This is a genomic window from Kitasatospora sp. NPDC059973 (assembly GCF_042737525.1).
Lineage (GTDB): Bacteria > Actinomycetota > Actinomycetes > Streptomycetales > Streptomycetaceae > Kitasatospora.
On sequence record NZ_JBHWUI010000062.1, the window covers coordinates 1 to 19,807 of the forward strand.

Here is a 19,807-nt window from a genome sequence, read left to right on the forward strand (position 1 = left end):
CCCGGCCCCCCTTGCCCTGCGCCACGCGCCGCGCCTGCGCCCGGCCCCCGGCCCGCGGCTGCGGCACCCCGCCGTCGCCGCCCTCGGCCGTGAGCGCGCCGGGCGCGTCGTCACCACGAGCCGGGCCCTCGCCCCACTGACCTGACATCCGTGTACCTTTCACCGGCCGACGCGACGCCCCACGACCGGGCACTCCGCATACAAGAAGGACGGTCCGGGCCGCCCCCAGGTTGCACATACGAAGGTCGTAATGACCGACGAACGCCCCCGCGACCCTTCCCACCCCGTCCCCCGGAGCCCCCGCAGGCACCACAAGCCCCTGTCGGAGCATACAAGCCGGTCATATTATTCCAGCCGCCTCGCCCACCCCCGCCCCCCGACCAGGACCCCACCCCCATCTCCCCCGGCCCCCAAGGCACTTCGGCCGAACGCCCGACCCCCACCACCCGTCCGGGCTGGACCGCGAACCCCTGACGCACACTCACCAGCGCACCGGGCGGCGAGCCGCCCCGCCCGCCCGGCGGCCCGCTGCCGGAAACCCGAAAGGCCCCGGTCAGACGGTGTCTGACCGGGGCCTTCACAGGTGGGCCGCCAGGGGCTCGAACCCTGAACCTACGGATTAAAAGTCCGCAGCTCTGCCAATTGAGCTAGCGGCCCGTCGGCCGCCCCGTGCGGGGCGGGCCAGGGCGATCCTACCCGTTGGCGCCCACGCCTCCGCCAGTGGATTGTGCGGACGCGCCGGGCTCAGCGGGCGGCCGGGACGGGTGGGGTGCGGACGAGCGGGGTGTCCTGGGCGGGCGGGGTGTAGTGGGCGGCGCGGACGCGGCGGAGCCAGGCCTCGGCGGGGCGCGGGTCCGGCGCCGGGGGGAGGACGCCGGGGCGGGCGAAGCGTTCGGCGGCGGCGGCGAGCAGCGGCTCGGCGGCGGCGGGGTGTTCGGCGATGCGGTCGCCGAGCGCGCGCACCCGCTCCGGGTCGGGCAGCCGGACGACGTTCTCGCCCGTCTCGTGGAGCCGGACGCCCTGCTCGGTGAGCCGGACCAGGTGGCGGGCGTGCTTGGCGGCCCGGCGGAGACCGGCCGGGTCCGCGGTGTCCCGGCCGAGCAGCTTGCGGAACTGCTGGTCGGCGTAGCCGAGATAGGAGTTCCGGACGGCCGGGGCGCTCAGGAAGGAGCCGCGGATCGCGATCAGCTCCTCGCCCAGCGGGCTGCGCACTTCGTACAGGTCCGCCGGCAGCCAGACCAGTTCGGAGGCGGTCGGGTTGCAGGTGAGCGCCAGGCGGCACCACTTGGCGGCCTCGTGCAGGGTGGTGTCGGGCTCGGTGGTGACCTGGGACTCCGCCGGGCGGTGCAGGCCGTGGAAGTCCTCGGTCGGCGCGGCGAACAGGCCGAGCCGGTCGACGTCCGAGCCGGCGTGCGCGAAGCCGTACGCGGTCGAGCCGACCACGCCCGCGAGCAGGACGGTGCCGGGTGCGGGGGGCATGAGGTCTCCTCGGGAGTCGCGGCGGTCCGAGGAGTGTGCCCCGCCCGGGCCGCTCGGGGCGAACGAATTCCGGTGCCCCGAACCGGTGTCGGCCGCTCCCGCCGGCCACCGGGGTAGCGTGCGGACCATGGACTCCTCCCTTCCTCCCGCCGCCGACCGCCCCGAGGTCCTCCTGGTCACCGGTGCCGGGCGCGGCATCGGCGCGGCCACCGCCCTGCTGGCCGGGCGGCGCGGCTACCGGGTCTGCGTCAACTACCGCGCCGACGAGGCCGCCGCCACCGCCGTGGTGGACGCCGTCCGGGCCGGGGGCGGTACCGCCCTCGCCGTCCGGGCCGACGTCACCCGGACCGCCGAGGTGGAGCGGCTGTTCGCCACCGTGGACGCCGAACTGGGCCCGCTCACCGCCCTGGTGAACAACGCCGGCACGCTGGAGAAGCAGTGCCGGCTGGAGGAGATCGACGAGGACCGGCTGAACCGGATCTGGGCCTCCAACATCACCGGCCCGTTCCTCTGCGCGAAGCAGGCCGTCCGCCGGATGTCCACCCGGTACGGCGGGCGCGGCGGCGCCATCGTCAACGTCTCCTCCGCCGCCTCCCGGATCGGCTCGCCGAACGAGTACGTGGACTACGCGGCCGCCAAGGGCGCCGTCGACTCGATGACCCGCGGACTCGCCCTGGAGGTCGCCGCCGAGGGCATCCGGGTCAACGCCGTGCGCCCCGGCCTGATCCACACCGACATCCACGCCCTGGGCGGTGAGCCCGGCCGGGTCGACCGGGTCGCGCCCGGGCTGCCGATGCGGCGGGGCGGACGGCCGGAGGAGGTCGCCGAGGCGATCCTCTACCTGCTCTCCCCCGCCGCCTCGTACAGCACGGGCACCTTCCTGGACGTCTCCGGCGGCCGCTGAGACGACGCCGTCCGTTTCCTTCCCCGGCCGCCTCTCCCGCCCGTACGGTGGAGGCCATGACCGACGACCTGCCGGACCGTGAACCCGACCTGCCGTCCGCGTTCCTCGACATCCCCGGCGTGCGCAACTTCCGCGACGCCGGGGGCGTCGGCGCCCTGCGCACGGGCGTGCTCTACCGCTCCGGCTCCTTCCACAACCTCACGCCGGAGGGCGCCCAGCGGCTCAAGGACCTCGGCCTGCGCACCGTGATCGACCTGCGCAGCCCCTTCGAGCTGGCGACCTGGCCCGACCTGCGGTTCGGGCTCGACCACGAGGCGCTCAGCCTCCCCACCCTCCCGGCCAACCGCGAGGACATCGACCGTCCGTGGCCCGAGGACCAGGCCGAGCTCTACCCCTTCATGGCCGAGACCGCCGGCCCCTCGCTGGTCGCCGCGATCCGCCGGCTCGGTACCCCCGGCGGCGTACCGGCCGTCGTGCACTGCGCCGTCGGCAAGGACCGCACCGGTCTGACCATCGCGGTCGTGCAGTCCCTGCTGGGCGCCTCCGACGCCGAGCTGATGGCCGACTTCCTGCTCTCCAACGCCGGCCTCGGCCTGCTCGACGGCCCGACCCCCTACCTCGACGAGACCGGCACCGAACGCGTCTCCCGCCCGATCTCCACCCCGCTCCTGGCCTCGTCCCTCAGCTGGATCCGGGCCCGGCACGGCTCCCTCGCCGACTACCTGCACGCCCACGGCACCACCGACGAGGAGTTGACCGCCCTCCGGACCAACCTCTCGGCCTGACCGGGCCCGCGGGCCGCCCCGCCGCGGCCCGCGGGGCACCCCCTACCCCTGGCGCTCCAGGCGCCACCACTGCGCGGGCGAGTCGTCGTCCTCGCGCTGTTCGACCGGACTGCCGGGGGTGGTGGCGGTGAGCGGCTTGCCGCTGATGAAGCTGGTCAGGGTGTAGGTGCCCGGAGCGTCGAGGTGGTGTTCGAGGAGCCATTCCTGCGCCCCGAAGGCGTTGGGCGACCACTGCTGGATCAGGACGCCGTCCTCCGGGGAGGCACCGGTGACGTCCAGGCGCTTCCCGCTGGCGGCGTTCTCGACGTGGTACAGGGCGCCACCCGGGTGGACGGCGCCGAACCGCCAGAGCTGGGCCTCGGAGCCGCTCTCCGCTCCGAGGACGACCTTGGCACCGCTGCGGCGGCTCCCGTCGGCGACCTCCAGCAGCAGCCCGCTGCCGACGTTGCGCACCCGGTAGAGGCCGTCCGTGATCACGTGGTCAGTCACGCCGGCAGTCTCTCACCGGGGCGGCCGCCCCCGTGCCCGACGGCTCGGCCGGGCAGTCCCGACGGCCGACCGGGCCGGTGGGCGGCTCGTCGCCCCCCGGTAGCGGGCCACCACCGGGCGGGCGCCTATGCTGCGGCGAATGGTGTCCGACCGCATTCCCCCGCACGACGGCTCCCCGGATCCGTCGGACCGTCAGCAACCCGCCCTCGACCGGGCGACGGCCGAACTGGAGGCAACCGTCGCGGCCGGCGACGACGAGCGGGTGGCGGCCGCGTTCCAACGGCTCGGCGGGCTGCTGGGCCCGGCCGGCGAGGCCGAGTCGGCGGCGGTCGGCCCCCGCCTGGCGGCGCTGCTCCCGGAGCTGCCACCGTTCCCCCGGGCGCGGCTGGCGATGATGGTGGGCGCCTGCGTCGAGCGCGGCGCCGACCCGGTGGCCTGCGCCGGACAGGTGCTGGCGGGCCTGCGCGAAGCGCTGAGCGGCGCGCTGCTGCTGGTCGAGCGCTGGGCCGAGACCGGCGGCGGCGACCTGCCCGACCCGGACGAGGACGACCCGGCCCTGGCGCACGCCCGGATCGAGGACCCGGACCGGCCGGGCGAGTGGCACGCCCACCGGGCGGTGATCGGCTGGTGGACGCTCCACCTGTGGCAGATGGCCTCGTTCGCGGTCTGCACCCACGCGGCCGTCCGCACCGCGGCCTGGGCCGACGGCGTGACGGACGTCCTGCTCGAACTGATCGACCGCTACGGCGAGGGACAGCACGACCTCAAGGGCCTGACCCACCTGGCGAAGACGCTCGACGACGAGCCGCTGCTGGTGCTGGACCGCCCGAGCGGTACCGGCTACCTGCTGCGGATGGACGGTCTGACCGACAACTTCCAGTTGCACACGCTGCTCGCCGACGTGCTGATCGGCGGCGGACACCTGCCCGGCTCCCCGCCGGACCCGGAGGCCGTCGCGCTCAGCCGGACCGAGGAGCTGGACGGGCGCCGCCGGGTCACCGCGTACGGCTCGTTCAATCTGGTCGCGCCCGACGGGACGTGGATCTGGAACGAGGGCACGCCGAGCGACATCCCGGTGGTGGACGGCTTCCGCACCCTGGTGCTGGAGCCGCAGGCGTACGAGCGCAGTTGGTCGGCGGGCCGGTACATCCAGCAGGTGCCGGGGGACCTCCGGCTGGAGCGGGTGCTGGCACCGGCCGAGGCCGCGGACCGGCTCTCCCGGGCGGCGCGGGCACTGCCGTTCGAGGAGGCCTTCCGGTAGCCGTCCGGGCGGCCCCACCCGGTAGGGGCGCCCGTCGGCCCGGAGCCGGGCCGGGTGGGAGCCGGGCCGGGTGGGAGCCGGGCCGGGTGGGAGCCGGGCCGGGTGGGAGCCGGGCCGGGTGGGAGCCGGGCCGGGTGGGAGCCGGGGCCGGGTGGGAGCCGGGGCCGGTTTGGAGCCGGGCCGGGAGTCCGGCGGGTTAGGGTCGGACGATTCGAGGATGCCGAGGAGTGGAGTCGACGATGGCGAGGATCCCGAACGTGCTCTCGACCGCCGCGCCCGCCGCGCTGACCGCGGCGAGCGGCCTGGTCGGCGGCTACGGCGTCGCCCGGTGGACCGGCCGGCGCGAACTGGGCGGTGCCGTCCTGGCCGTGACCGGGGCGGGCGCCGCCGCGCAGTGGCACCGCAGCTCGGGCGCGGCCACCGCCGCCGCCCTGACCGGCCTCTACGTGGCGGCCTTCGGCGGCTCGCATCCGCTGGCGAAGAGGATCGGCGCCTGGCCGTCCGTCCTCGCCGTCACCGGCGTGGTCGCCGCCGCCTCGACCGCCGCGAGCGTGCTGGGCTCCCGCCGGAGCTGAGCCGGCCCGCCCGGACCCCGGTGGCGGCCGCCCGTCAGCCGGCCACCACGCCGAACCTGGCCTCGAAAGCGGCCCGGTTCGGCGAGACGGGCGTGCGGTCCCAGACCGCGAACACGACCCGCTCGAAGGCCGCGCCGTACTGCGCCAGCGCCCCCTCGAAGGCCTCCGCCACCTGTGCCGGGTCGTTGCCGAACACCCCGCAGCCCCAGGCCCCCAGCACCAGCGCGCGCACCTGGTGCCGGGCCGCCGCCGCGAGCACCCGGACCGCCCGCTCGGCGAGCACGCCCCGGACGTCCACCTCCGCCGAACGCCGTGCCAACTGGCCGGCGTTGGGCGCCGGCGAGGTCAGGAACGTCACCGGGTAGGGCTCTGCCAGCAGCTCGCCGTGCCCGCCCCGGATCACCGGCACGTCGGGCGAGACGATCACCCGGTGGCTGTACCGCAGGTCGTCACTGGCGCGGTGCGCCGCGTAGTAGTCCGGGGCCTCGCGCAGGCAGGTGTACAGCAGGGCGCTGCGGCAGAGGTCCTCCTCCTGGGCCCGGGCGCCGCGCAGATAGCCGCCGCCCGGGTTGCGCGCCGAGGCGAAGTTGAGCACCCCGACCCGGCCCGCACCGGCCGCCACCAGGCGCCGGGCGGCCGCGATGCTGCCCTCGGCCGTCACCTCGACGGCCGCCGCCCCCGACGCCGCCGGGGCCGGACCGGGCCCGGGCGCCGCCGCCCGCAGCAGCTCGTCCAGCGTCTGCGGCCGGTAGGACACCGTCCCCGCCCTGGCCGCCGCCAGTCGCTCCGTCACCTGGACGAGCTCGCCCCCGGCTGCCCGGTAGCTCCCCCGCTCGGCGATCTCCTCGTTCACCACCGCCACGCCATGCAGTCTGCTGCTCATGTCGGTGACCGTAAGGGACGGGGCCGCCCGCGCGCCACAGGTTATTCTCACCAGCAGAACAACGCGGCGACCGGCGGGCGGGGGAACGCGGACGGGCCCGCCCCACCGAAGTGGAGCGGGCCCGTCGGGCGTCGGCGCGGTCGCGCTACGCGGGGTCAGTTCTTCCAGCGCGGCTTGCGGTCGTCGCGGTTGAAGCCACCGGAGTTGAAGCCGCCGGAGCGGCCACCGCGGTCGTCGCCGCGGTCACGGTTGAAGCCGCCGGAGGCCTGCGGGCGGCCACCGGAGCGGTGGTCGTCACGGCGGGAGAACGGACGGCTGCTGCTGCCGGCGGCGCCACGCTCGTCGCGGTCACGGCCGAAGGCCGGGCGGTCACCGAAGGTGCGGGCCGGACGGTCGCCGAAGGAGCGGCCGCCGCGGTCGTCGCGGTCACGGTTGAAGCCACCGCCGCGGTTGTCGCGGTCGCCGAAGGAGCGGCCACCGCGGTCGTCACGGTTGAAGCCACCGGAGCCACCGCCACGGTTGTCACGGTCACCGAAGGAACGGCCGCCACGGTCGTCACGGCTGAAGCCACCGGAGCGGCCACCACGGTCGTCACGGTCACGGTTGAAGCCACCGCCGCGGTTGTCGCGGTCGCCGAAGGAGCGGCCACCGCGGTCGTCACGGTTGAAGCCACCGGAGCCACCGCCGCGGTTGTCACGGTCACCGAAGGAACGGCCGCCACGGTCGTCACGGTTGAAGCCACCGGAGCGGCCACCACGGTCGTCACGGTCACGGTTGAAGCCACCGCCGCGGTTGTCACGGTCGCCGAAGGAGCGGCCACCGCGGTCGTCACGGTCACGGTTATACGCCGGGCGCTCGGTGCGCGCCTCGCGGTAGGACGGGGCCCGCTCCTCGGTCACGGCGGCGGCCGGGGCGGCCGTCTCCGCGGGAACCTCGGCGGCCTCGGCGGTCTCGACGATCTCGGCCTCGGCGGCGGGCGCCTCGTCCTCGATGCCCAGGTCGGCGCGCTCGCGCGCGGCGCGGGCGGCCAGGCGGTCGGCCTCCTCGCGCAGCTCGGTGGCGCGGCGCTGCGCGCGCTCCAGCTGGCGGGTCATGTCGGCGAGCTCGCGCTCGGCGGCACCGGCGATGCCGGCGGCGCTCTCGGCCTGGACCTCGATCAGCGAACGGGCCCCGGTGATCTTGGCGACCTCGGCGTCGAAGGCGTGGTCGAGGATGTGGCGCGAGGCGTCGACGCCCGCGTCCTCCATCAGGCGGAACACGCCACGGCGCTGGTGCGGCAGCACCAGGGTGACGACGGCGCCGGAGCGGCCGGCGCGGGCGGTGCGGCCGGAGCGGTGCAGGTAGTCCTTGTGGTCACCGGCCGGGTCCACGTTCAGGACCAGGTCGATGCCGTCGACGTGGATGCCGCGGGCGGCGACGTCGGTCGCGACGACGACGTTGACGTAGCCGTCCTTGAAGTCGCCGAGGACGCGGGTACGGGCGCCCTGGGTCATGCCGCCGTGCAGCGCGTCGGCCTTCACGCCGGCCTCGATGAGCTGCTCGGCGACGCGGTCGGCGCCCATCTGGGTGCGGACGAAGATGATCGTGCGGCCCTTGCGGGCGGCGATCGCGTTGGTGATCGGCGCCTTGTCCTTGGGCTTCACCACGAGGATGTGGTGGGTCATGGTGGTGACCGCGCCGGCCGACGGGTCGACCTCGTGGGTGACCGGGTTCTTCAGGTAGCGCTTGACCAGGGTGTCGATCTCGTTCTCCAGGGTGGCGGAGAACAGCAGGCGCTGGCCGCCGGCCGGCACCTGGTCGAGGATCTCGGTGACCTCGGGCAGGAAGCCCATGTCGGCCATCTGGTCGGCCTCGTCGAGCACGACGGTCTTGACCTCGCCCAGCTTGGCGCTGCCGCGGTTCAGCAGGTCGCGCAGGCGGCCCGGGGTGGCGACGAGGACGTCGACGCCGCGCTCCAGCGCGTAGATCTGGTTCGACATCGAGGTGCCGCCGCAGACGACCTTGAGCTTGAGGCCGAGCACCGAGCCGAACGGCTCCAGCGCGTCGGCGACCTGCATGGCCAGCTCGCGGGTCGGGACGAGGATCAGGCCGCGCGGGTGCTTGGGCTTGGTGCGCTCGCCGCCGGCGAGGCGGGTCAGCAGCGGCAGGCCGAAGCTGAGGGTCTTGCCGGAGCCGGTACGGCCGCGGCCCAGCACGTCCTTGCCGGCCAGCGCGTCCGGGATGGTCGCGGCCTGGATCGGGAACGGGGTGGTGACGCCGCGCTTGGCGAGGGCGCGCACGACGTCGTCGTGCAGGCCCAGGTCGCCGAAGGTGATGGTGGGCTCGGCGGCCTCGGCGCTCTCCTCGGTCGCGGCCTCGTCGGCGGCGTCCTGGTCGGCGGTGGGGTCGAGGTCCTGGTCGGCGTCGATCAGCTCGACCTCGGGGGCATCGACGGGGGTGACATCGGCGGCGGACTCGCTCGCGGGCATGGCGAAGCGGGCGTCGTCAACGAGAGACATGCAAAACCTTCCGGAAGTGGCACGCGCCAAAGTCCGGGTTCTGTTTCACAACCGCCTCTATGCGGTCAGCCACGGATCGCCGGTACGCGCCAAGGGCGCCAGATGGGAATTAGGGCGCCAGTCAAATGAATCAAACGAACGATCTACCACCATAGGGGAACCTCGGGATCAAAGGCAAATGCACTGGCCAGCGCGCTAGTGGCCGCCCGAAGCGGCGCTCGGGGCCGAAGATCCGGAGTTGCCGGGCGTGGGCTCGGGCGCCGGCGTGGCGGGCGGGGCGGGGGTGACCGGGCTCGGATCGGGGGAGGCCGACGGCCGGACGGTCGGGGTCGCCGCCGGCGGGGTCGCGGCGCCGCCGCCGGAGCGCCCGTCCCCGGTGCCGCCGGTGGAACCGCCGCTGCCGGTGCCTCCGGCCGCCCCCGCACCGCCTGTGCCACCCGTACCGGCCGCCGCCCCGCCGGCCGAGGTACCGGTACCCGGTTGGGGTGCGCTACTGGCGTTCACGCCCCCGGCATCACCGTTCGCGCCCGGCGCGTCCTGCCCGGGGACGGCTCCCGGGGCCTCCTCCGCACCGGCGGCCGCACCGTTCGCGCCCGAGGACGCCCCGCCCGCCGCCGCGGTCTGACCCGCTCCCGGCGTGCTCCCGGGCTGCGCGCTCCCGGAACGCTCCGGCCGCCCGGACGCGCCACCCTGGCGGACGCCGGCCGGCGTGGCCGACGCGCCGCCCGCGGGCTTGCCCACCGTTCCGGCCTGCCCGACCGGGACGGTGCCGTGCTTCTCGTCCGCGCCCGGTCCGACCGACATGCACCCGGTCAGGCCCAGTCCGGCCACCGCCAGCACCGCCGCCGCGCGCACCACGCCGTCGCGCACCGCCACCGCCCTGGGCTTGCGCTCCGGCGCCTGCCGGACCACCACGGCCCGCACCACGACCGGCCGGTCGACCGCCGGACGGACCACCGGCGCCCGACCGGCAGAACGTTCCTTCTGAGCACCCACCTCGCGCACCGAACGCATCGCCGCCACCGAGCTCCCTCTTCCACTGCCCCACCCGGGCCCGGGCCGCCGCCGTCGCGCGCGGCACTTTCGGTGCCCAACGCGCGCCCCGGGCACCGGGACACGGGCCGCCCGACAGGAAGCGCCCGGCGCCATCCACCCGGCGCAACACCACCGGCGCGAACCCCGGCGCTCACCCCGGCGCTCGCCAAGACGCTCGCCCGGCGCTCGCCACGACGCCGAACACCGGTACGAGCGTCGACGGAATCCCCGACGACCGTGCCGGACCCGCCCGGACCCGCCCGGCCCGCTCAGCCCCAGAGCGCCGAGGCCGCCTCCGCCCCCGCGTACACCGCGGCGAGCCCCGCCGCCACGCTGCCCGCCACGTTGGCCAGCGCGTACCGCCCGGCCCCGCCCTCGGCCAGCCGCAGGGTCTCCCAGGAGAAGGTCGAATAGGTCGTCAGCGCCCCGCAGAACCCCGTCCCGAGCAGGAGTTGGACGTGCGAGGAGGCCGCGCCGGCCGCCACCGCCCCGGTCACCAGCCCGAGCACCAGGCAGCCGGCCACGTTCACGGTGAAGGTGCCCCACGGGAACGCCGAGTCGTGCCGGGCCCGCACCGCCCGGTCGGTCAGGTACCGCAGCGGCGCGCCGACCACCGCCCCGGCCACCACCAGCAACCAGTTCACCGCCCCGCCCCCTCCTCCGGCGCCTGAACGGCGGGCGCCCCGGCCGACCCCGCCGGCCGCCTCACCCCGGCCTCCGGACCCCGCCCGGGAGCAGACGGCGCGTCATCCCCGCCGCCGCCCCCACCGCGGCCAGCGCCACCAGCAGCGTCAGCCCCAGGTAGGCCGCCCCGGCCCCGGGCCGCCCGTGCGCCAGCAGCTGCCGGATGTCCAGCGCGTACGTGGAGAAGGTGGTGAACCCGCCCAGCACCCCCGTGCCGAAGAACGGCCGCAGCAACGGGTGCGCGGGCCGCCCCTCGGTGACCACCACCAGGAAGACCCCGATCACCGCGCAGCCGGTCCCGTTCACGACCAGCGTGGTCCACGGGAAGCCGGCCGGCCCGGTCGGCCAGAGCAGACCGGCCCCGTACCGCGCCGACGCCCCGATCGCGCCGCCCAGCGCGACCGCCGCCACCGCGGGCCCCTGCCCGCGCAGCACCGGCTCCCGGCGCGGGGGCGCCGCGTCGGCCGCCGCGCCCGGCCCGCCCTCCGATGTCGTCATGGGCCCATGAAACACCGGCCTCCACCGCCTGGCACACCGTCACCGCAGACCCGACAATGATCCGGTGGAGATGACCCGGGAAGACTTCGAGACGCTCGTCAGCGACGCCCTCGACCGGATCCCCCCGAAACTCGCGGCCATGATGGACAACGTCGCGGTGTTCGTCGAGGAGGAGCCCGACCCCGCCGACCCGGAGCTCCTCGGCCTCTACGAGGGCACCCCGCTCACCGAGCGCGGCGAGTGGTACGCCGGCGTGCTCCCCGACCGGATCATCATCTACCGGGGCCCGACCCTGCGGCACTGCGAGACCCACGAGCAGGCGGTCGAGGAGGTCCGCACCACGGTCATCCACGAGGTCGCCCACCACTTCGGCTTCGACGACCACGAGCTCGACGAGCTCGGCTGGTCCTGACCGGCCCGCCGGGCCCGCCACCCGGCCGGGCCGAAGTCGTTTTGGCGATCCGCCCGACATCCCATATGCTTCTCGACGTCCCCGAACGCTGGAAACAGCCGGACAGGCCGCAAGCCCTCATCGTCTAGTGGCCCAGGACGCCGCCCTTTCAAGGCGGTAGCACGGGTTCGAATCCCGTTGGGGGCACAGCAGTACCGTAGTAAAGTGCAGTGCGCAAGACCTATGTGGAGCAATCCACACCAGGTCCCGTGGAGCAGTTGGTTAGCTCGCCACCCTGTCAAGGTGGAGGTCGCGGGTTCAAGTCCCGTCGGGATCGCTCGTCTCGCAAGAGACGGTGCAGTACGGCCAGGTAGCTCAGTTGGTACGAGCGTCCGCCTGAAAAGCGGAAGGTCGCCGGTTCGACCCCGGCCCTGGCCACAGCTGCGAACAGCAGGAAGGCCCCGGAGAGTTCGCTCTCCGGGGCCTTTTGCGTGCCTGCCGCGGCCCTGCCCGGCGGCGCCGGGGCACGCCGACGGGGCGGGTACTCGATCCGAGTACCCGCCCCGTCGGCGAAGTGCAGTGCGGTGTGCGCGCCGGTCCTCCAGCTCCCGGCCGGGAGGGGCCTCAGTAGGCCGAGATCCGCTCGGGTTCCCGCGCGGCGCCGGCCGCCGCGTGCCGGGGGTGGGCGACCGCCGCGGGGCGGGGCCGGACCGGCCACCAGAGGGAGCGGCCCAGGAGGGCGGCCAGGGCGGGGACCAGGACCAGGGACAGCACGAGTGCCGAGAGCATGATGCCGAGCGCCATCGCGAAGGCGACCTGTTCGCTGCCCGGGGTGGTGGCGAGGGTGGCGAAGGAGCCGGCGAGCACCAGTCCGGCCATCGCGATGGCGGGTGTGGTGTGCCGGACCGCTCGGGCCACGGCGCCCCGGGCCGGGCCCGGGCGCTGCATCTCCTCGCGGATCCGGTCGGTGATCAGGATGTTGTAGTCGGTGCCCAGTGCCACCACGAACAGGAACAGCACCAGGGGGAGGGTGAAGCTGATGCCCGGCTCGCCGAGGGCGTGCTGGAAGAGCAGCGTCGCCGCGCCGAGGGTGGCGACGAAACCGAGGCCGACCGAGAGCATCAGGACCACCGGGGCGAGCAGGCTGCGCAGGAGCAGCAGCAGGATCAGCGCGATCAGCGCGGCCGCGACCGGGAAGACGATCCTGAGGTCGTGGTCGACGGCGGCCGAGACGTCGGCGAAGATCGCCGGTGTGCCGCCGACGTGGGCCGTCGTCCCGGCGGGCGTGTGCTGGGCGACCGCGGCCCGGATCGGGCCGGAGGCCAGGTCACGGGCCTCCGGGCTCTGCGGGTCGACGGTCGGGTAGAGGTCGATCCGGGCGGCGCGGTGGTCCTGGTTCAGCACGGTGGCCGCGACCTGGCCCACGCCGTCGACCCGGGCGAGGGCCCCGGAGAGGCCGGTCAGCCGGTCCGTGCTGAGGGTGCCCCCGTCCGTGACGGTGACGTAGACGCTCGTCGGGTCCGACACGCCGGCAGGCAACGCGTGGGAGATCTCGACCGCGGTGGCCGCCGCCGCGGTCTGCGGGCCGGAGTCGCCCCGGCCGTAGTCCATCCGCAGGCCGATCGTCCCGGCCGCCAGTGCGGCGAGCAGCGTGACGGAGGCGGCCAGCATCAGCAGCGGCCGCCGGGCGACCAGTTCGCCGAAGCGGGCGGCGCGGCGGTCGCGCGGCTCGCGGAGCAGCGCCTTGGAGGGCCAGAACATCTTGCGCCCGGCGACGGCGAGCAGCGCCGGCAGCAGGGTGAGGCTGCCCAGCAGCATCACCAGGACCGCGACGGCTATCGCGGGGCCCATCGAGCGGAACTGCCCGAAGGTGGCCAGGCCCAGCGTGGCGAACGCGGCCACGATGGTCAGCGCCGCCGAGGTGATCGCGGTACCCACCCGGGCGGAGACCTGCGCGGCGGCCTCCCGGGCCGGCTGCTCGGGCCGGGCGCGCAGGTGCTCGCGGAAGCGGAACAGCAGGAACAGCATGTAGTCGATGCCGATGCCCAGCAGGACGACGCTGATCAGCCCCGGGGTGCCCGCGTCCAGCTTGAGCCCGGTGAGCAGGGCGGCCCCCGCGACGGCCCCGCCCGCCACGCCGCCGATCAGGGCGACCGCGAGCAGCGGCAGCACCGCGGCCAGCGCGCTGCGGAACACCAGCACGTTGAGCAGGACGATGAGCCCCATCACCACGGCGCCCCCGACCGTGGACGCGGTCTTGTGGGAGTCGGCGGAGTCGACGGCGTCGGCGAGGCCGCCGGTGAAGCCGGTGCGCATCCCCGCCTCGGCGAACTGCGTCCGGGTGCCGTCCCGGAAGGCCCGGTAGACGCCCTGGACGCCCTGGTCGGCGGCGTTCCCGACCAGCTCGACCGAGAGCAGCTCGAAGCTCCGGTCGGGCGCCACCATCGCCGGGGCGATCCGGGGCGTCTGGGAACGGTCGGGGAGCAGGAACGTCGGCTCGTCGTCCGCCCTAGGCATGGCGACCCGGCGCTTGCCCAGCTTCTCCGCCTCGGCCTCGACCCGCGTCTGGTCCGCCGCGCTGAGGGCCTTGCCGTCGGACCGGGCGACCAGCACCGTCACGACGGTGGCGTCGGGGTTCAGCCCGAACTGCTCCTCGGCGATCCGCATCGCGGCGGCCGAGTCGTAGCTGCGGGGCAGGAAGTCGGCGGTCTGGCTCTGCGTGACGCGGGACATCAGCATCGGGGCCAGCGCGGTCAGGACGACGGCCAGCACGCCCCAGAGGGCGACGACCTTCCAGGGATGTCTGGTGGAGTACCCGGTCAGGGCGCGGATCACGATGTCCTCCGACGGACGGACTTGAGTGCGGATGCCTGCCGGGGACGGACTCCCCGACCGGTCTCAAGACCATCACCGCGCAGGCCCTCCGGGCGTCGTGGCGGCGGATGATCCGCACCGGGGCCCGCGCTCCCGCCCGGGCCCGCACCCAGGACCCTGGTCCTGGTCAGGGCCCCGTCCCCGGCCGTCGGGCGGGTCCGCGCACGGCGGCGGCTGTGCGAGGCTGTCGGGGGGACAGGAGGCCGGACGCAGGGGGAGTACCCAGATGCCCAGGAACCGAGGGAGCGGGCCCGGCGATGCCCGGGAGCCGCTGGACGCCGACGGCTTCGAGCCGCCGTGGACCCGCAACGACGCGCTGGTGACCGGCGGGGCCTGCGCGATGAACCTGCTCAGCTACGTGTTCTTCGCCTACCCCGACGGCCGGCACGCCGTGAGCGTGCTCGGGTTCCTCCTCGTCGCGCTGGCGGCCCTGCCGCTGCTCGCCCGGCGCAGCCACCCGGGGGCGGTGCTGTCCGCCGTCCTGGTGCTCGACGCGGCCTCCTCTCTGACGGCCTCACTGCCCGTCCACTTCGGGTCCGTGCTGGTGGTCGCCCTGTTCTCGGCGGCCCGGGCCTGCACCGGCCGGGTGACGGCGGTCGCGGCCGTCGCGACGGTGACGCTGACGCTGCTGAGCCAGAGCCACGGCCGGACGCCGACCTGGGAGGCCACCGTCAGCGCGGTCCTCTCCACCCTGATCGTGGTCGGCACCGCGCTGGCGGTGAACCAGTGGCAGCGGCAGGTGGCGGCCAACCGGCAGCTCCTCGCCGACCGCGCGGTGGCGGACGAACGGCGCCGCATCGCCCGGGAGCTGCACGACATCGTGGCCCACCACATCACCACCATGCAGCTGATGGCCGGGGGCGCCCGGGCCAACCTCGGCCGTCCGGAGGTGGTCCGGGAGGCCCTGGTCACCCTGGAGTCCTCCGGGCGGCTCGCGCTGCGCGAGATGCGCCAGCTGCTCGACGTGCTGCGGGCCGGCGACGAACCGGAGGCCGCGCCGTCGCCGCCCCAGCCCGGCGCCGACGACCTCGACCGCCTGGTGGGCGAGGCCCGGCTCGGCGGGCTGCCGACCGAGTTCGTCGTCCGCGGGCCGCAGCGTCCGCTGCCGCCGACCGTCGGCCTCACGGTGTTCCGGATCGTCCAGGAGGCCCTCACCAACACCCGCAAGTACGCCGGGCCGGCCCGTGCCTCCGTGCACCTGACGTACCGCCGGGACGGGGTCACCGTCGAGGTGCGGGACGACGGCGGGGGCGCTGTACCGGCGGAGCGGACGCCGGCGACGGGTCCGGGCGGTTACGGCCTGATCGGCATGCGCGAGCGGGTCGCCCTGCACGGCGGCACCCTCACCGTCGGTCCGCAGGCCGGCGGCGGCTTCGCGGTGCTGGCCGACCTGCCGCTGACCGGCAACGACACGGCCGACGCGGCTGAAGCGGCCGACGCGGGTGACACGGACCGGACGGCCGGGGCGGCCGTCCGACAGGAAGGGGCGTACCGATGACCGGGACGGCGACGACGGGGCCGACGACACCGCCGAGGATCAGGGTGCTGATCGTGGACGACCAGCCGCTGGTCCGGCGCGGCCTGTCACTGATCCTCTCCCCCGACCCGTCCTTCGAGGTGGTCGGGGAGGCCGAGAACGGCGCCGAGGCCGTCACCCTCGCCCGACGGCTGCGCCCGGACGTGGTGGTGATGGACATCCGGATGCCCGTCCTCGACGGGGTCGGCGCGACCGGCGAACTCGCCGCCACCGTGCCCGGCTGCCGCGTCCTGGCCCTCAGCACCTTCGACCTCGACGAGTACGTGGTGGGCGCCCTGCGCGCCGGCGCCTACGGGTTCCTGCCCAAGGACAGCTCGCCGGAGGACCTCGCCGCGGCGATCCACACCGTCCACGCGGGCGAGGCCGCCGTCGCGCCGCGCCTGCTCACCCGGCTGATCTCCACCTACGTCCGGGCCCCCGGCGGTCCGCGGCCGGCGCCCACCGGTCTGGGCGACCTGACCCCGCGCGAGGTCGAGGTGTGGCGCCTGATGGCCACCGGCCTCGACAACGGCGGGATCTCCCGCGCGCTGGACATCAGCGTCTCCACGGTCAAGAACTACATCACCAGCATCTTCGACAAGCTCGCCGTCCGGGACCGCGCCCAGGCGGTCATCGCGGCCTACGAGTCCGGACTGGTCACCGCGCGGGCGACGGCCGGGGACCAGCCCGGGTAGCACGCGCGGGTGCCTCCCCGGCCGTGGGTCGGGGAGGCACCGGTGCGTCGACGCCTCAGGAGCGGCGGCGCAGGCGGCGGCCGAGGAGGACGGCGCCGGCGCCGAGGGTGGCGAGGACGGCGGCGGCGATCGCGGGGGCGGTGCCGGACCCGGAGCCGGTGGCGGCGAGTTCACCGGTGGTCTGGGCGGCCGGGGCGACCGCGGCGGGGGCGGGGGCCTGCGGGGCCGGGGCGGCGACCGCGGCGGCAGCGGCCGGGGCGGCGGCCGGCTTGACCTCGGCGGCGGGCTTGACCGCGGCCGGGGCGGTGGGCTTCCTCGTGGCCGGCTTCGCTGCGGCGGGCTTCGCCGTGGTGGGCGCTGCGGTGGGCGTCGCGGTCGGCGTCGGGGCCGGTGCGAGGACGGTGACGGTGCTGTCCGTCTCGCACATGGTGGTGCCCTTGAACGGGGTGTCCCCCTCGTTGACGAAGAGGCAGGGACTGAGCCGGGTTGCCCCGAGCGGGGTGTTCACGTCGTAGGCGACCCGGACCCGGGTGGTCTCGGTCCGGCCGGCGGCGATGCCGGAGTTGCGGCCCTGGAGGTAGACGCCGGACAGTTCGTCACCGGTGACCTTGGCGAGGGTGTCCCAGGTGCCGTCGGCCTTGCGGATCTGAACGGTGGCGTGGGGGTCACTGAAGAGCACGTTGCCGAGGTTGACGTAGCCGGACGCGGTGGCATTGGTGAGGACGGCGTCGAACTCGATCGGCGCACCGCCGGCGACCGCGGTGTCGGGGACGGAGGCGAGGGAGGTGCGGATGGAGTCGACCCCGATGGTCCTGGTCTGCTCGGCGAGCTTGACCCAGCCGCCGGGCGCGGTCACGACGGAGCGCAGGCCGATGGAGTCGAAGCCGCCGTTGGTCGCCCCGTCGTGCGGCAGACCCATGGGCGCGCCGATGCGCAGGTCCACGGTGACCGTCCGGCCGGCCGCGACGGTGATGCCCGGCACGCTGCCCTCGTAGCTGGCCGACCCGGGGCCGGACTGGAACGACAGCGGGACGGACTCCCAGCTGCCGGTCGTGGGGTTCCGGTAGTCGATGGTGATGGCGTCCGACGGGGTGCCGAGGTCGCTGGTGGTGTCCAGTTCGAGCAGGAAGTCGGTGGTCTTCTCGCCGGTGTTGGTGATGGTCTCGGTGAACGCGACCGGCTGCCCGGCGAAGCCGACCGACGCCGGGGCCTGGACCGACAGCTTCGCGCCCTTCACCTCGTCGGCGAACGCCTGCGTCGGCAGGGCCAGCGAGCCGCCGAGTGCGACGACTCCGAGCGTGGCGGCGAGGGCGGCGGTGCGGCGCGAACGGCTGACGCGGGCGGTGCTGGACATGGTTCCCCCTGGAACGTGCCGGTTGCGGGCATGCCGAGGACAGGCCCGGCGACGCCGGCGAAGACTGGATGTGTGAGTGAGTGGCCGGGACGGGGCCGGTGAACCACCGGGTCACGGGCGAGGGATCCCCCCCGCCTTCGGAAGGTGGCCCACCTTCCGTGCCTCTCACTGAACTAGACGTGTGACCCCCGCCCGGGTTGCAGGTGGATTCGAAGAATCTTCGGGCGATCTCGCTCCACCGGCTCCACCGCAGGTCAACGGCCCTTCGACGGTCCCGGCCGATCGGCGTCCGGACCACGCGACGCGCCGAGCGGAACCTGCTGCTGATCCGCCGCCAGTTCGACGCGCACGCCCCGCTGGAGCTGCTGCCGAGCGAGAACACCGACCTGGTCTCACCCGCCGTGGGCAAGAGCCGCAACCCCGATCTCACGTACCTTCCGAGCGAGGTGCTGGAGACCACCGACCATCAGGTGCCGGCCGAGGCCGCCGCCGTCGCCGTCGAACTGGTCTCCCCCTCGAACCCCGAGAACGACTGGGTCGGCAAGGTCCGCGACTACCCCCAGATGGGCATCCCGCTCTATCTGCTGATCGACGCCGGGCAACGGACCGTCACCCTGTTCAGCCGGCCCGACGGCACGAAGTACCACCGCCGCGAGGACGTCGACTTCGGCGAGGCGCTGCACATCCCCGAGCCGTTCGGCTTCGACCTGGTCACGGGTGACCTGCTGCCGTACTGAGCGGGCGCCGGGGCCCGCGCCGCCCGTCAGGCTGTTCGGGTCTCCGTCGGACGGGTCAGCTCCGTGGTGAGCCAGTCCGCGGTGGCGGGGAGCCAGTCGGCGAGGGCGTTGCCGAGCAGGTGGTTGCCGTGCGGGACGTGCAGGAGTTCGCCCCGGGGTGCCCGGTGGGCCAGTGCCCCGGCGTTGGTGACACCGGGGATCCGGTCCTCGCCGCCCTCGACGACCAGCAGCGGGACGGTGATCTCCGGGGCCAGGGCGGTCAGGTCGACCCGGCGGGCGAAGGCGCGGGCGGCGTCCGCGCTCCCGCAGCGCTGGGTCAGGGTCGCGGTGACGAACGGGACCAGGGCGTCCCAGTCCAGCCGGTAGGGGCCGCTGACCACGGCGGCCGCCCGGATCCGCGGTTCGCGGGCGGCCGTCACCGCCGCGTAGTAGCCGCCCAGGCTGAGCCCGGTCACGCCGATCCGCCCGGTGTCCACGCCCTCCCGCCCGGTGATCGCGTCGATCGCCCGGCCGACCACCCGGTGGTAGTCCGGCTCCGGCGCGGCGGCCCCGGCCAGCACGCCCTGCCCCGGGCCGTCCAGGGCGAGGACGGCCGTACCGCGCGCCAGCAGCGCCTCGGCGACGGCGTGGAACTCCTCCTTGCCGGAGTCCATCCCCGGGACGACGATCACCAGCGGTGCGGGGCCGGGTCCGACCGGGCGGCGGAGCCAGCCCACGAAGGACTCGCCCTCGATCCGCTCGGCCGTCGGTTCGAGGTGGGCCAGCGCGGCCCGCATCGCCTCGTCCGCCTCGGTGGCGGTCGCGCCGGCCGCCGCTCGATCGGGGTGCGGGAGCAGGCCGGCGAAGTGGAACCAGCGGGCGGCCCTCCGGTAGGCCTCGCCGGCCGACACCGACCGGCCCTCGGCGGCGGCGCGGTCGGCGGCGGCGCGGTGCCGCCGGCCGGCCGCCCGGAACGCCTCGGGCCACTCCTGTGCGGAGCGCAGCGCCGAGGTGACCCGGGTGTACTCGTGCGGGTCCAGGCCGGCGCCGGTGGCCCGCGGGCGGTTCTCCTCGACGAGGGCGGCCGGCAGGTCGGGGTGGTCGAGGAAGGACAGGTCGGGGGAGCCGGTCATCGGGGAGCACGCTCATCTCATGGTCGGTGGTGCACGG

The 19,807-nt window shown here is 75.2% G+C and carries 18 protein-coding genes and 4 tRNA genes; 11 read left to right on the forward strand and 11 right to left on the reverse strand.

Annotation, left to right across the window (positions count from 1 at the left end; all coding sequences use genetic code 11):
- Positions 1-584: 584 nt before the first annotated feature.
- Positions 585-657: transfer RNA gene (locus ACFWA9_RS18490), tRNA-Lys, on the reverse strand.
- Between the two features lie 87 nt (positions 658-744).
- Entirely contained in the window at positions 745-1,479 is a 735-nt protein-coding gene (locus ACFWA9_RS18495; protein ID WP_380388279.1) for a DNA polymerase beta superfamily protein, read from the reverse strand.
- A 127-nt stretch (positions 1,480-1,606) separates the two neighbouring features.
- On the opposite strand from ACFWA9_RS18495, the gene ACFWA9_RS18500 reads away from it, so the two are divergent.
- Positions 1,607-2,383, forward strand: coding sequence for an SDR family oxidoreductase (locus ACFWA9_RS18500; protein WP_380388281.1), 777 nt, complete (start codon positions 1,607-1,609; stop codon positions 2,381-2,383).
- A gap of 56 nt (positions 2,384-2,439) precedes the next feature.
- The gene (locus ACFWA9_RS18505; RefSeq protein WP_380388283.1) at positions 2,440-3,168 is read left to right on the forward strand and encodes a tyrosine-protein phosphatase; all 729 of its coding nucleotides are present in this window, start codon (positions 2,440-2,442) and stop codon (positions 3,166-3,168) included.
- A 42-nt stretch (positions 3,169-3,210) separates the two neighbouring features.
- Here ACFWA9_RS18505 and ACFWA9_RS18510 read toward each other — a convergent pair whose 3' ends face one another.
- Positions 3,211-3,657 carry an RICIN domain-containing protein gene (locus ACFWA9_RS18510; RefSeq protein ID WP_329489032.1) on the reverse strand — a complete coding sequence of 149 codons (447 nt, stop codon included), beginning with the start codon at positions 3,655-3,657 and terminating at the stop codon, positions 3,211-3,213.
- A 139-nt stretch (positions 3,658-3,796) separates the two neighbouring features.
- Between ACFWA9_RS18510 and ACFWA9_RS18515 the strand changes: the two genes are divergently transcribed.
- Together ACFWA9_RS18515 and ACFWA9_RS18520 are read left to right on the forward strand one after the other, a co-directional pair.
- On the forward strand, positions 3,797-4,918 hold the full coding sequence (locus ACFWA9_RS18515; RefSeq protein WP_380388285.1) for a hypothetical protein: 1,122 nt from the start codon (positions 3,797-3,799) through the stop codon (positions 4,916-4,918).
- Positions 4,919-5,157: 239 nt separating this feature from the next.
- Positions 5,158-5,493, forward strand: coding sequence for a hypothetical protein (locus ACFWA9_RS18520; RefSeq protein ID WP_380388287.1), 336 nt, complete (start codon positions 5,158-5,160; stop codon positions 5,491-5,493).
- Between the two features lie 34 nt (positions 5,494-5,527).
- On the opposite strand, the gene ACFWA9_RS18525 is transcribed toward ACFWA9_RS18520, so the two are convergent.
- The 5 genes from ACFWA9_RS18525 to ACFWA9_RS18545 all read right to left on the reverse strand — a co-directional run bounded on the left by ACFWA9_RS18525 (position 5,528) and on the right by ACFWA9_RS18545 (position 11,091).
- The gene (locus tag ACFWA9_RS18525) at positions 5,528-6,376 is read right to left on the reverse strand and encodes a TIGR02452 family protein (RefSeq protein WP_380388289.1); all 849 of its coding nucleotides are present in this window, start codon (positions 6,374-6,376) and stop codon (positions 5,528-5,530) included.
- A 155-nt stretch (positions 6,377-6,531) separates the two neighbouring features.
- Positions 6,532-8,874 (reverse strand): DEAD/DEAH box helicase, encoded by a 2,343-nt coding sequence (locus tag ACFWA9_RS18530; protein WP_380388291.1) that lies wholly within the window; start codon positions 8,872-8,874, stop codon positions 6,532-6,534.
- A 195-nt stretch (positions 8,875-9,069) separates the two neighbouring features.
- Complete coding sequence (locus tag ACFWA9_RS18535; protein WP_380388293.1) at positions 9,070-9,870, reverse strand: hypothetical protein; 801 nt, start codon at positions 9,868-9,870, stop codon at positions 9,070-9,072.
- A 308-nt stretch (positions 9,871-10,178) separates the two neighbouring features.
- The gene (gene crcB, locus ACFWA9_RS18540; RefSeq protein ID WP_329489026.1) at positions 10,179-10,553 is read right to left on the reverse strand and encodes a fluoride efflux transporter CrcB; all 375 of its coding nucleotides are present in this window, start codon (positions 10,551-10,553) and stop codon (positions 10,179-10,181) included.
- A 61-nt stretch (positions 10,554-10,614) separates the two neighbouring features.
- Positions 10,615-11,091, reverse strand: coding sequence for a fluoride efflux transporter FluC (locus tag ACFWA9_RS18545; RefSeq protein WP_380388295.1), 477 nt, complete (start codon positions 11,089-11,091; stop codon positions 10,615-10,617).
- A 70-nt stretch (positions 11,092-11,161) separates the two neighbouring features.
- On the opposite strand from ACFWA9_RS18545, the gene ACFWA9_RS18550 reads away from it, so the two are divergent.
- The 4 genes from ACFWA9_RS18550 (at position 11,162) to ACFWA9_RS18565 (ending at position 11,920) form a co-directional block, all read left to right on the forward strand.
- Positions 11,162-11,503: a metallopeptidase family protein gene (locus ACFWA9_RS18550; protein WP_329489024.1), complete on the forward strand. Its 342-nt coding sequence runs from the start codon at positions 11,162-11,164 to the stop codon at positions 11,501-11,503.
- A gap of 113 nt (positions 11,504-11,616) precedes the next feature.
- Positions 11,617-11,689 (forward strand) — tRNA-Glu (locus ACFWA9_RS18555).
- Positions 11,690-11,745: 56 nt separating this feature from the next.
- Positions 11,746-11,819: transfer RNA gene (locus ACFWA9_RS18560), tRNA-Asp, on the forward strand.
- Positions 11,820-11,846: 27 nt separating this feature from the next.
- Positions 11,847-11,920, forward strand: a tRNA-Phe gene (locus tag ACFWA9_RS18565).
- Between the two features lie 186 nt (positions 11,921-12,106).
- Here the strand turns inward: ACFWA9_RS18565 and ACFWA9_RS18570 are convergent.
- Complete coding sequence (locus tag ACFWA9_RS18570; RefSeq protein WP_359805552.1) at positions 12,107-14,317, reverse strand: MMPL family transporter; 2,211 nt, start codon at positions 14,315-14,317, stop codon at positions 12,107-12,109.
- Positions 14,318-14,582: 265 nt separating this feature from the next.
- Between ACFWA9_RS18570 and ACFWA9_RS18575 the strand changes: the two genes are divergently transcribed.
- Both ACFWA9_RS18575 and ACFWA9_RS18580 read left to right on the forward strand, forming a co-directional pair.
- A complete protein-coding gene (locus ACFWA9_RS18575; RefSeq protein WP_380388297.1) occupies positions 14,583-15,854 on the forward strand; it encodes a sensor histidine kinase in 1,272 nt (423 codons plus the stop codon).
- Positions 15,851-16,567 (forward strand): response regulator, encoded by a 717-nt coding sequence (locus ACFWA9_RS18580; RefSeq protein ID WP_380388299.1) that lies wholly within the window; start codon positions 15,851-15,853, stop codon positions 16,565-16,567. Before ACFWA9_RS18575 ends, ACFWA9_RS18580 begins: the two co-directional genes overlap by 4 nt.
- Before the next feature lie 55 nt (positions 16,568-16,622).
- On the opposite strand, the gene ACFWA9_RS18585 is transcribed toward ACFWA9_RS18580, so the two are convergent.
- Positions 16,623-17,921 (reverse strand): hypothetical protein, encoded by a 1,299-nt coding sequence (locus ACFWA9_RS18585; protein ID WP_380388300.1) that lies wholly within the window; start codon positions 17,919-17,921, stop codon positions 16,623-16,625.
- Positions 17,922-18,124: 203 nt separating this feature from the next.
- Here ACFWA9_RS18585 and ACFWA9_RS18590 point away from each other — a divergent pair, with 203 nt between their 5' ends.
- Positions 18,125-18,658, forward strand: a complete 534-nt coding sequence (locus tag ACFWA9_RS18590) for a Uma2 family endonuclease (protein ID WP_380388302.1) — start codon at positions 18,125-18,127, stop codon at positions 18,656-18,658.
- A gap of 26 nt (positions 18,659-18,684) precedes the next feature.
- Here ACFWA9_RS18590 and ACFWA9_RS18595 read toward each other — a convergent pair whose 3' ends face one another.
- A complete protein-coding gene (locus tag ACFWA9_RS18595; protein ID WP_380388304.1) occupies positions 18,685-19,770 on the reverse strand; it encodes an alpha/beta hydrolase family protein in 1,086 nt (361 codons plus the stop codon).
- Between the last annotated feature and the right edge of the window lie 37 nt (positions 19,771-19,807).

What these genes read in the sequence shown, in the direction of transcription:
- ACFWA9_RS18545 (WP_380388295.1), bottom strand. Translation starts at nt 11,091, where the DNA reads ATGACGACATCGGAGGGCGGGCCGGGCGCGGCGGCCGACGCGGCGCCC.
- ACFWA9_RS18520 (WP_380388287.1), top strand. Translation starts at nt 5,158, where the DNA reads ATGGCGAGGATCCCGAACGTGCTCTCGACCGCCGCGCCCGCCGCGCTG.
- ACFWA9_RS18525 (WP_380388289.1), bottom strand. Translation starts at nt 6,376, where the DNA reads ATGAGCAGCAGACTGCATGGCGTGGCGGTGGTGAACGAGGAGATCGCC.
- ACFWA9_RS18580 (WP_380388299.1), top strand. Translation starts at nt 15,851, where the DNA reads ATGACCGGGACGGCGACGACGGGGCCGACGACACCGCCGAGGATCAGG.
- ACFWA9_RS18585 (WP_380388300.1), bottom strand. Translation starts at nt 17,921, where the DNA reads ATGTCCAGCACCGCCCGCGTCAGCCGTTCGCGCCGCACCGCCGCCCTC.
- ACFWA9_RS18495 (WP_380388279.1), bottom strand. Translation starts at nt 1,479, where the DNA reads ATGCCCCCCGCACCCGGCACCGTCCTGCTCGCGGGCGTGGTCGGCTCG.
- ACFWA9_RS18505 (WP_380388283.1), top strand. Translation starts at nt 2,440, where the DNA reads ATGACCGACGACCTGCCGGACCGTGAACCCGACCTGCCGTCCGCGTTC.
- ACFWA9_RS18550 (WP_329489024.1), top strand. Translation starts at nt 11,162, where the DNA reads ATGACCCGGGAAGACTTCGAGACGCTCGTCAGCGACGCCCTCGACCGG.
- ACFWA9_RS18500 (WP_380388281.1), top strand. Translation starts at nt 1,607, where the DNA reads ATGGACTCCTCCCTTCCTCCCGCCGCCGACCGCCCCGAGGTCCTCCTG.
- ACFWA9_RS18530 (WP_380388291.1), bottom strand. Translation starts at nt 8,874, where the DNA reads ATGTCTCTCGTTGACGACGCCCGCTTCGCCATGCCCGCGAGCGAGTCC.
- ACFWA9_RS18595 (WP_380388304.1), bottom strand. Translation starts at nt 19,770, where the DNA reads ATGACCGGCTCCCCCGACCTGTCCTTCCTCGACCACCCCGACCTGCCG.
- ACFWA9_RS18575 (WP_380388297.1), top strand. Translation starts at nt 14,583, where the DNA reads ATGCCCAGGAACCGAGGGAGCGGGCCCGGCGATGCCCGGGAGCCGCTG.
- ACFWA9_RS18515 (WP_380388285.1), top strand. Translation starts at nt 3,797, where the DNA reads ATGGTGTCCGACCGCATTCCCCCGCACGACGGCTCCCCGGATCCGTCG.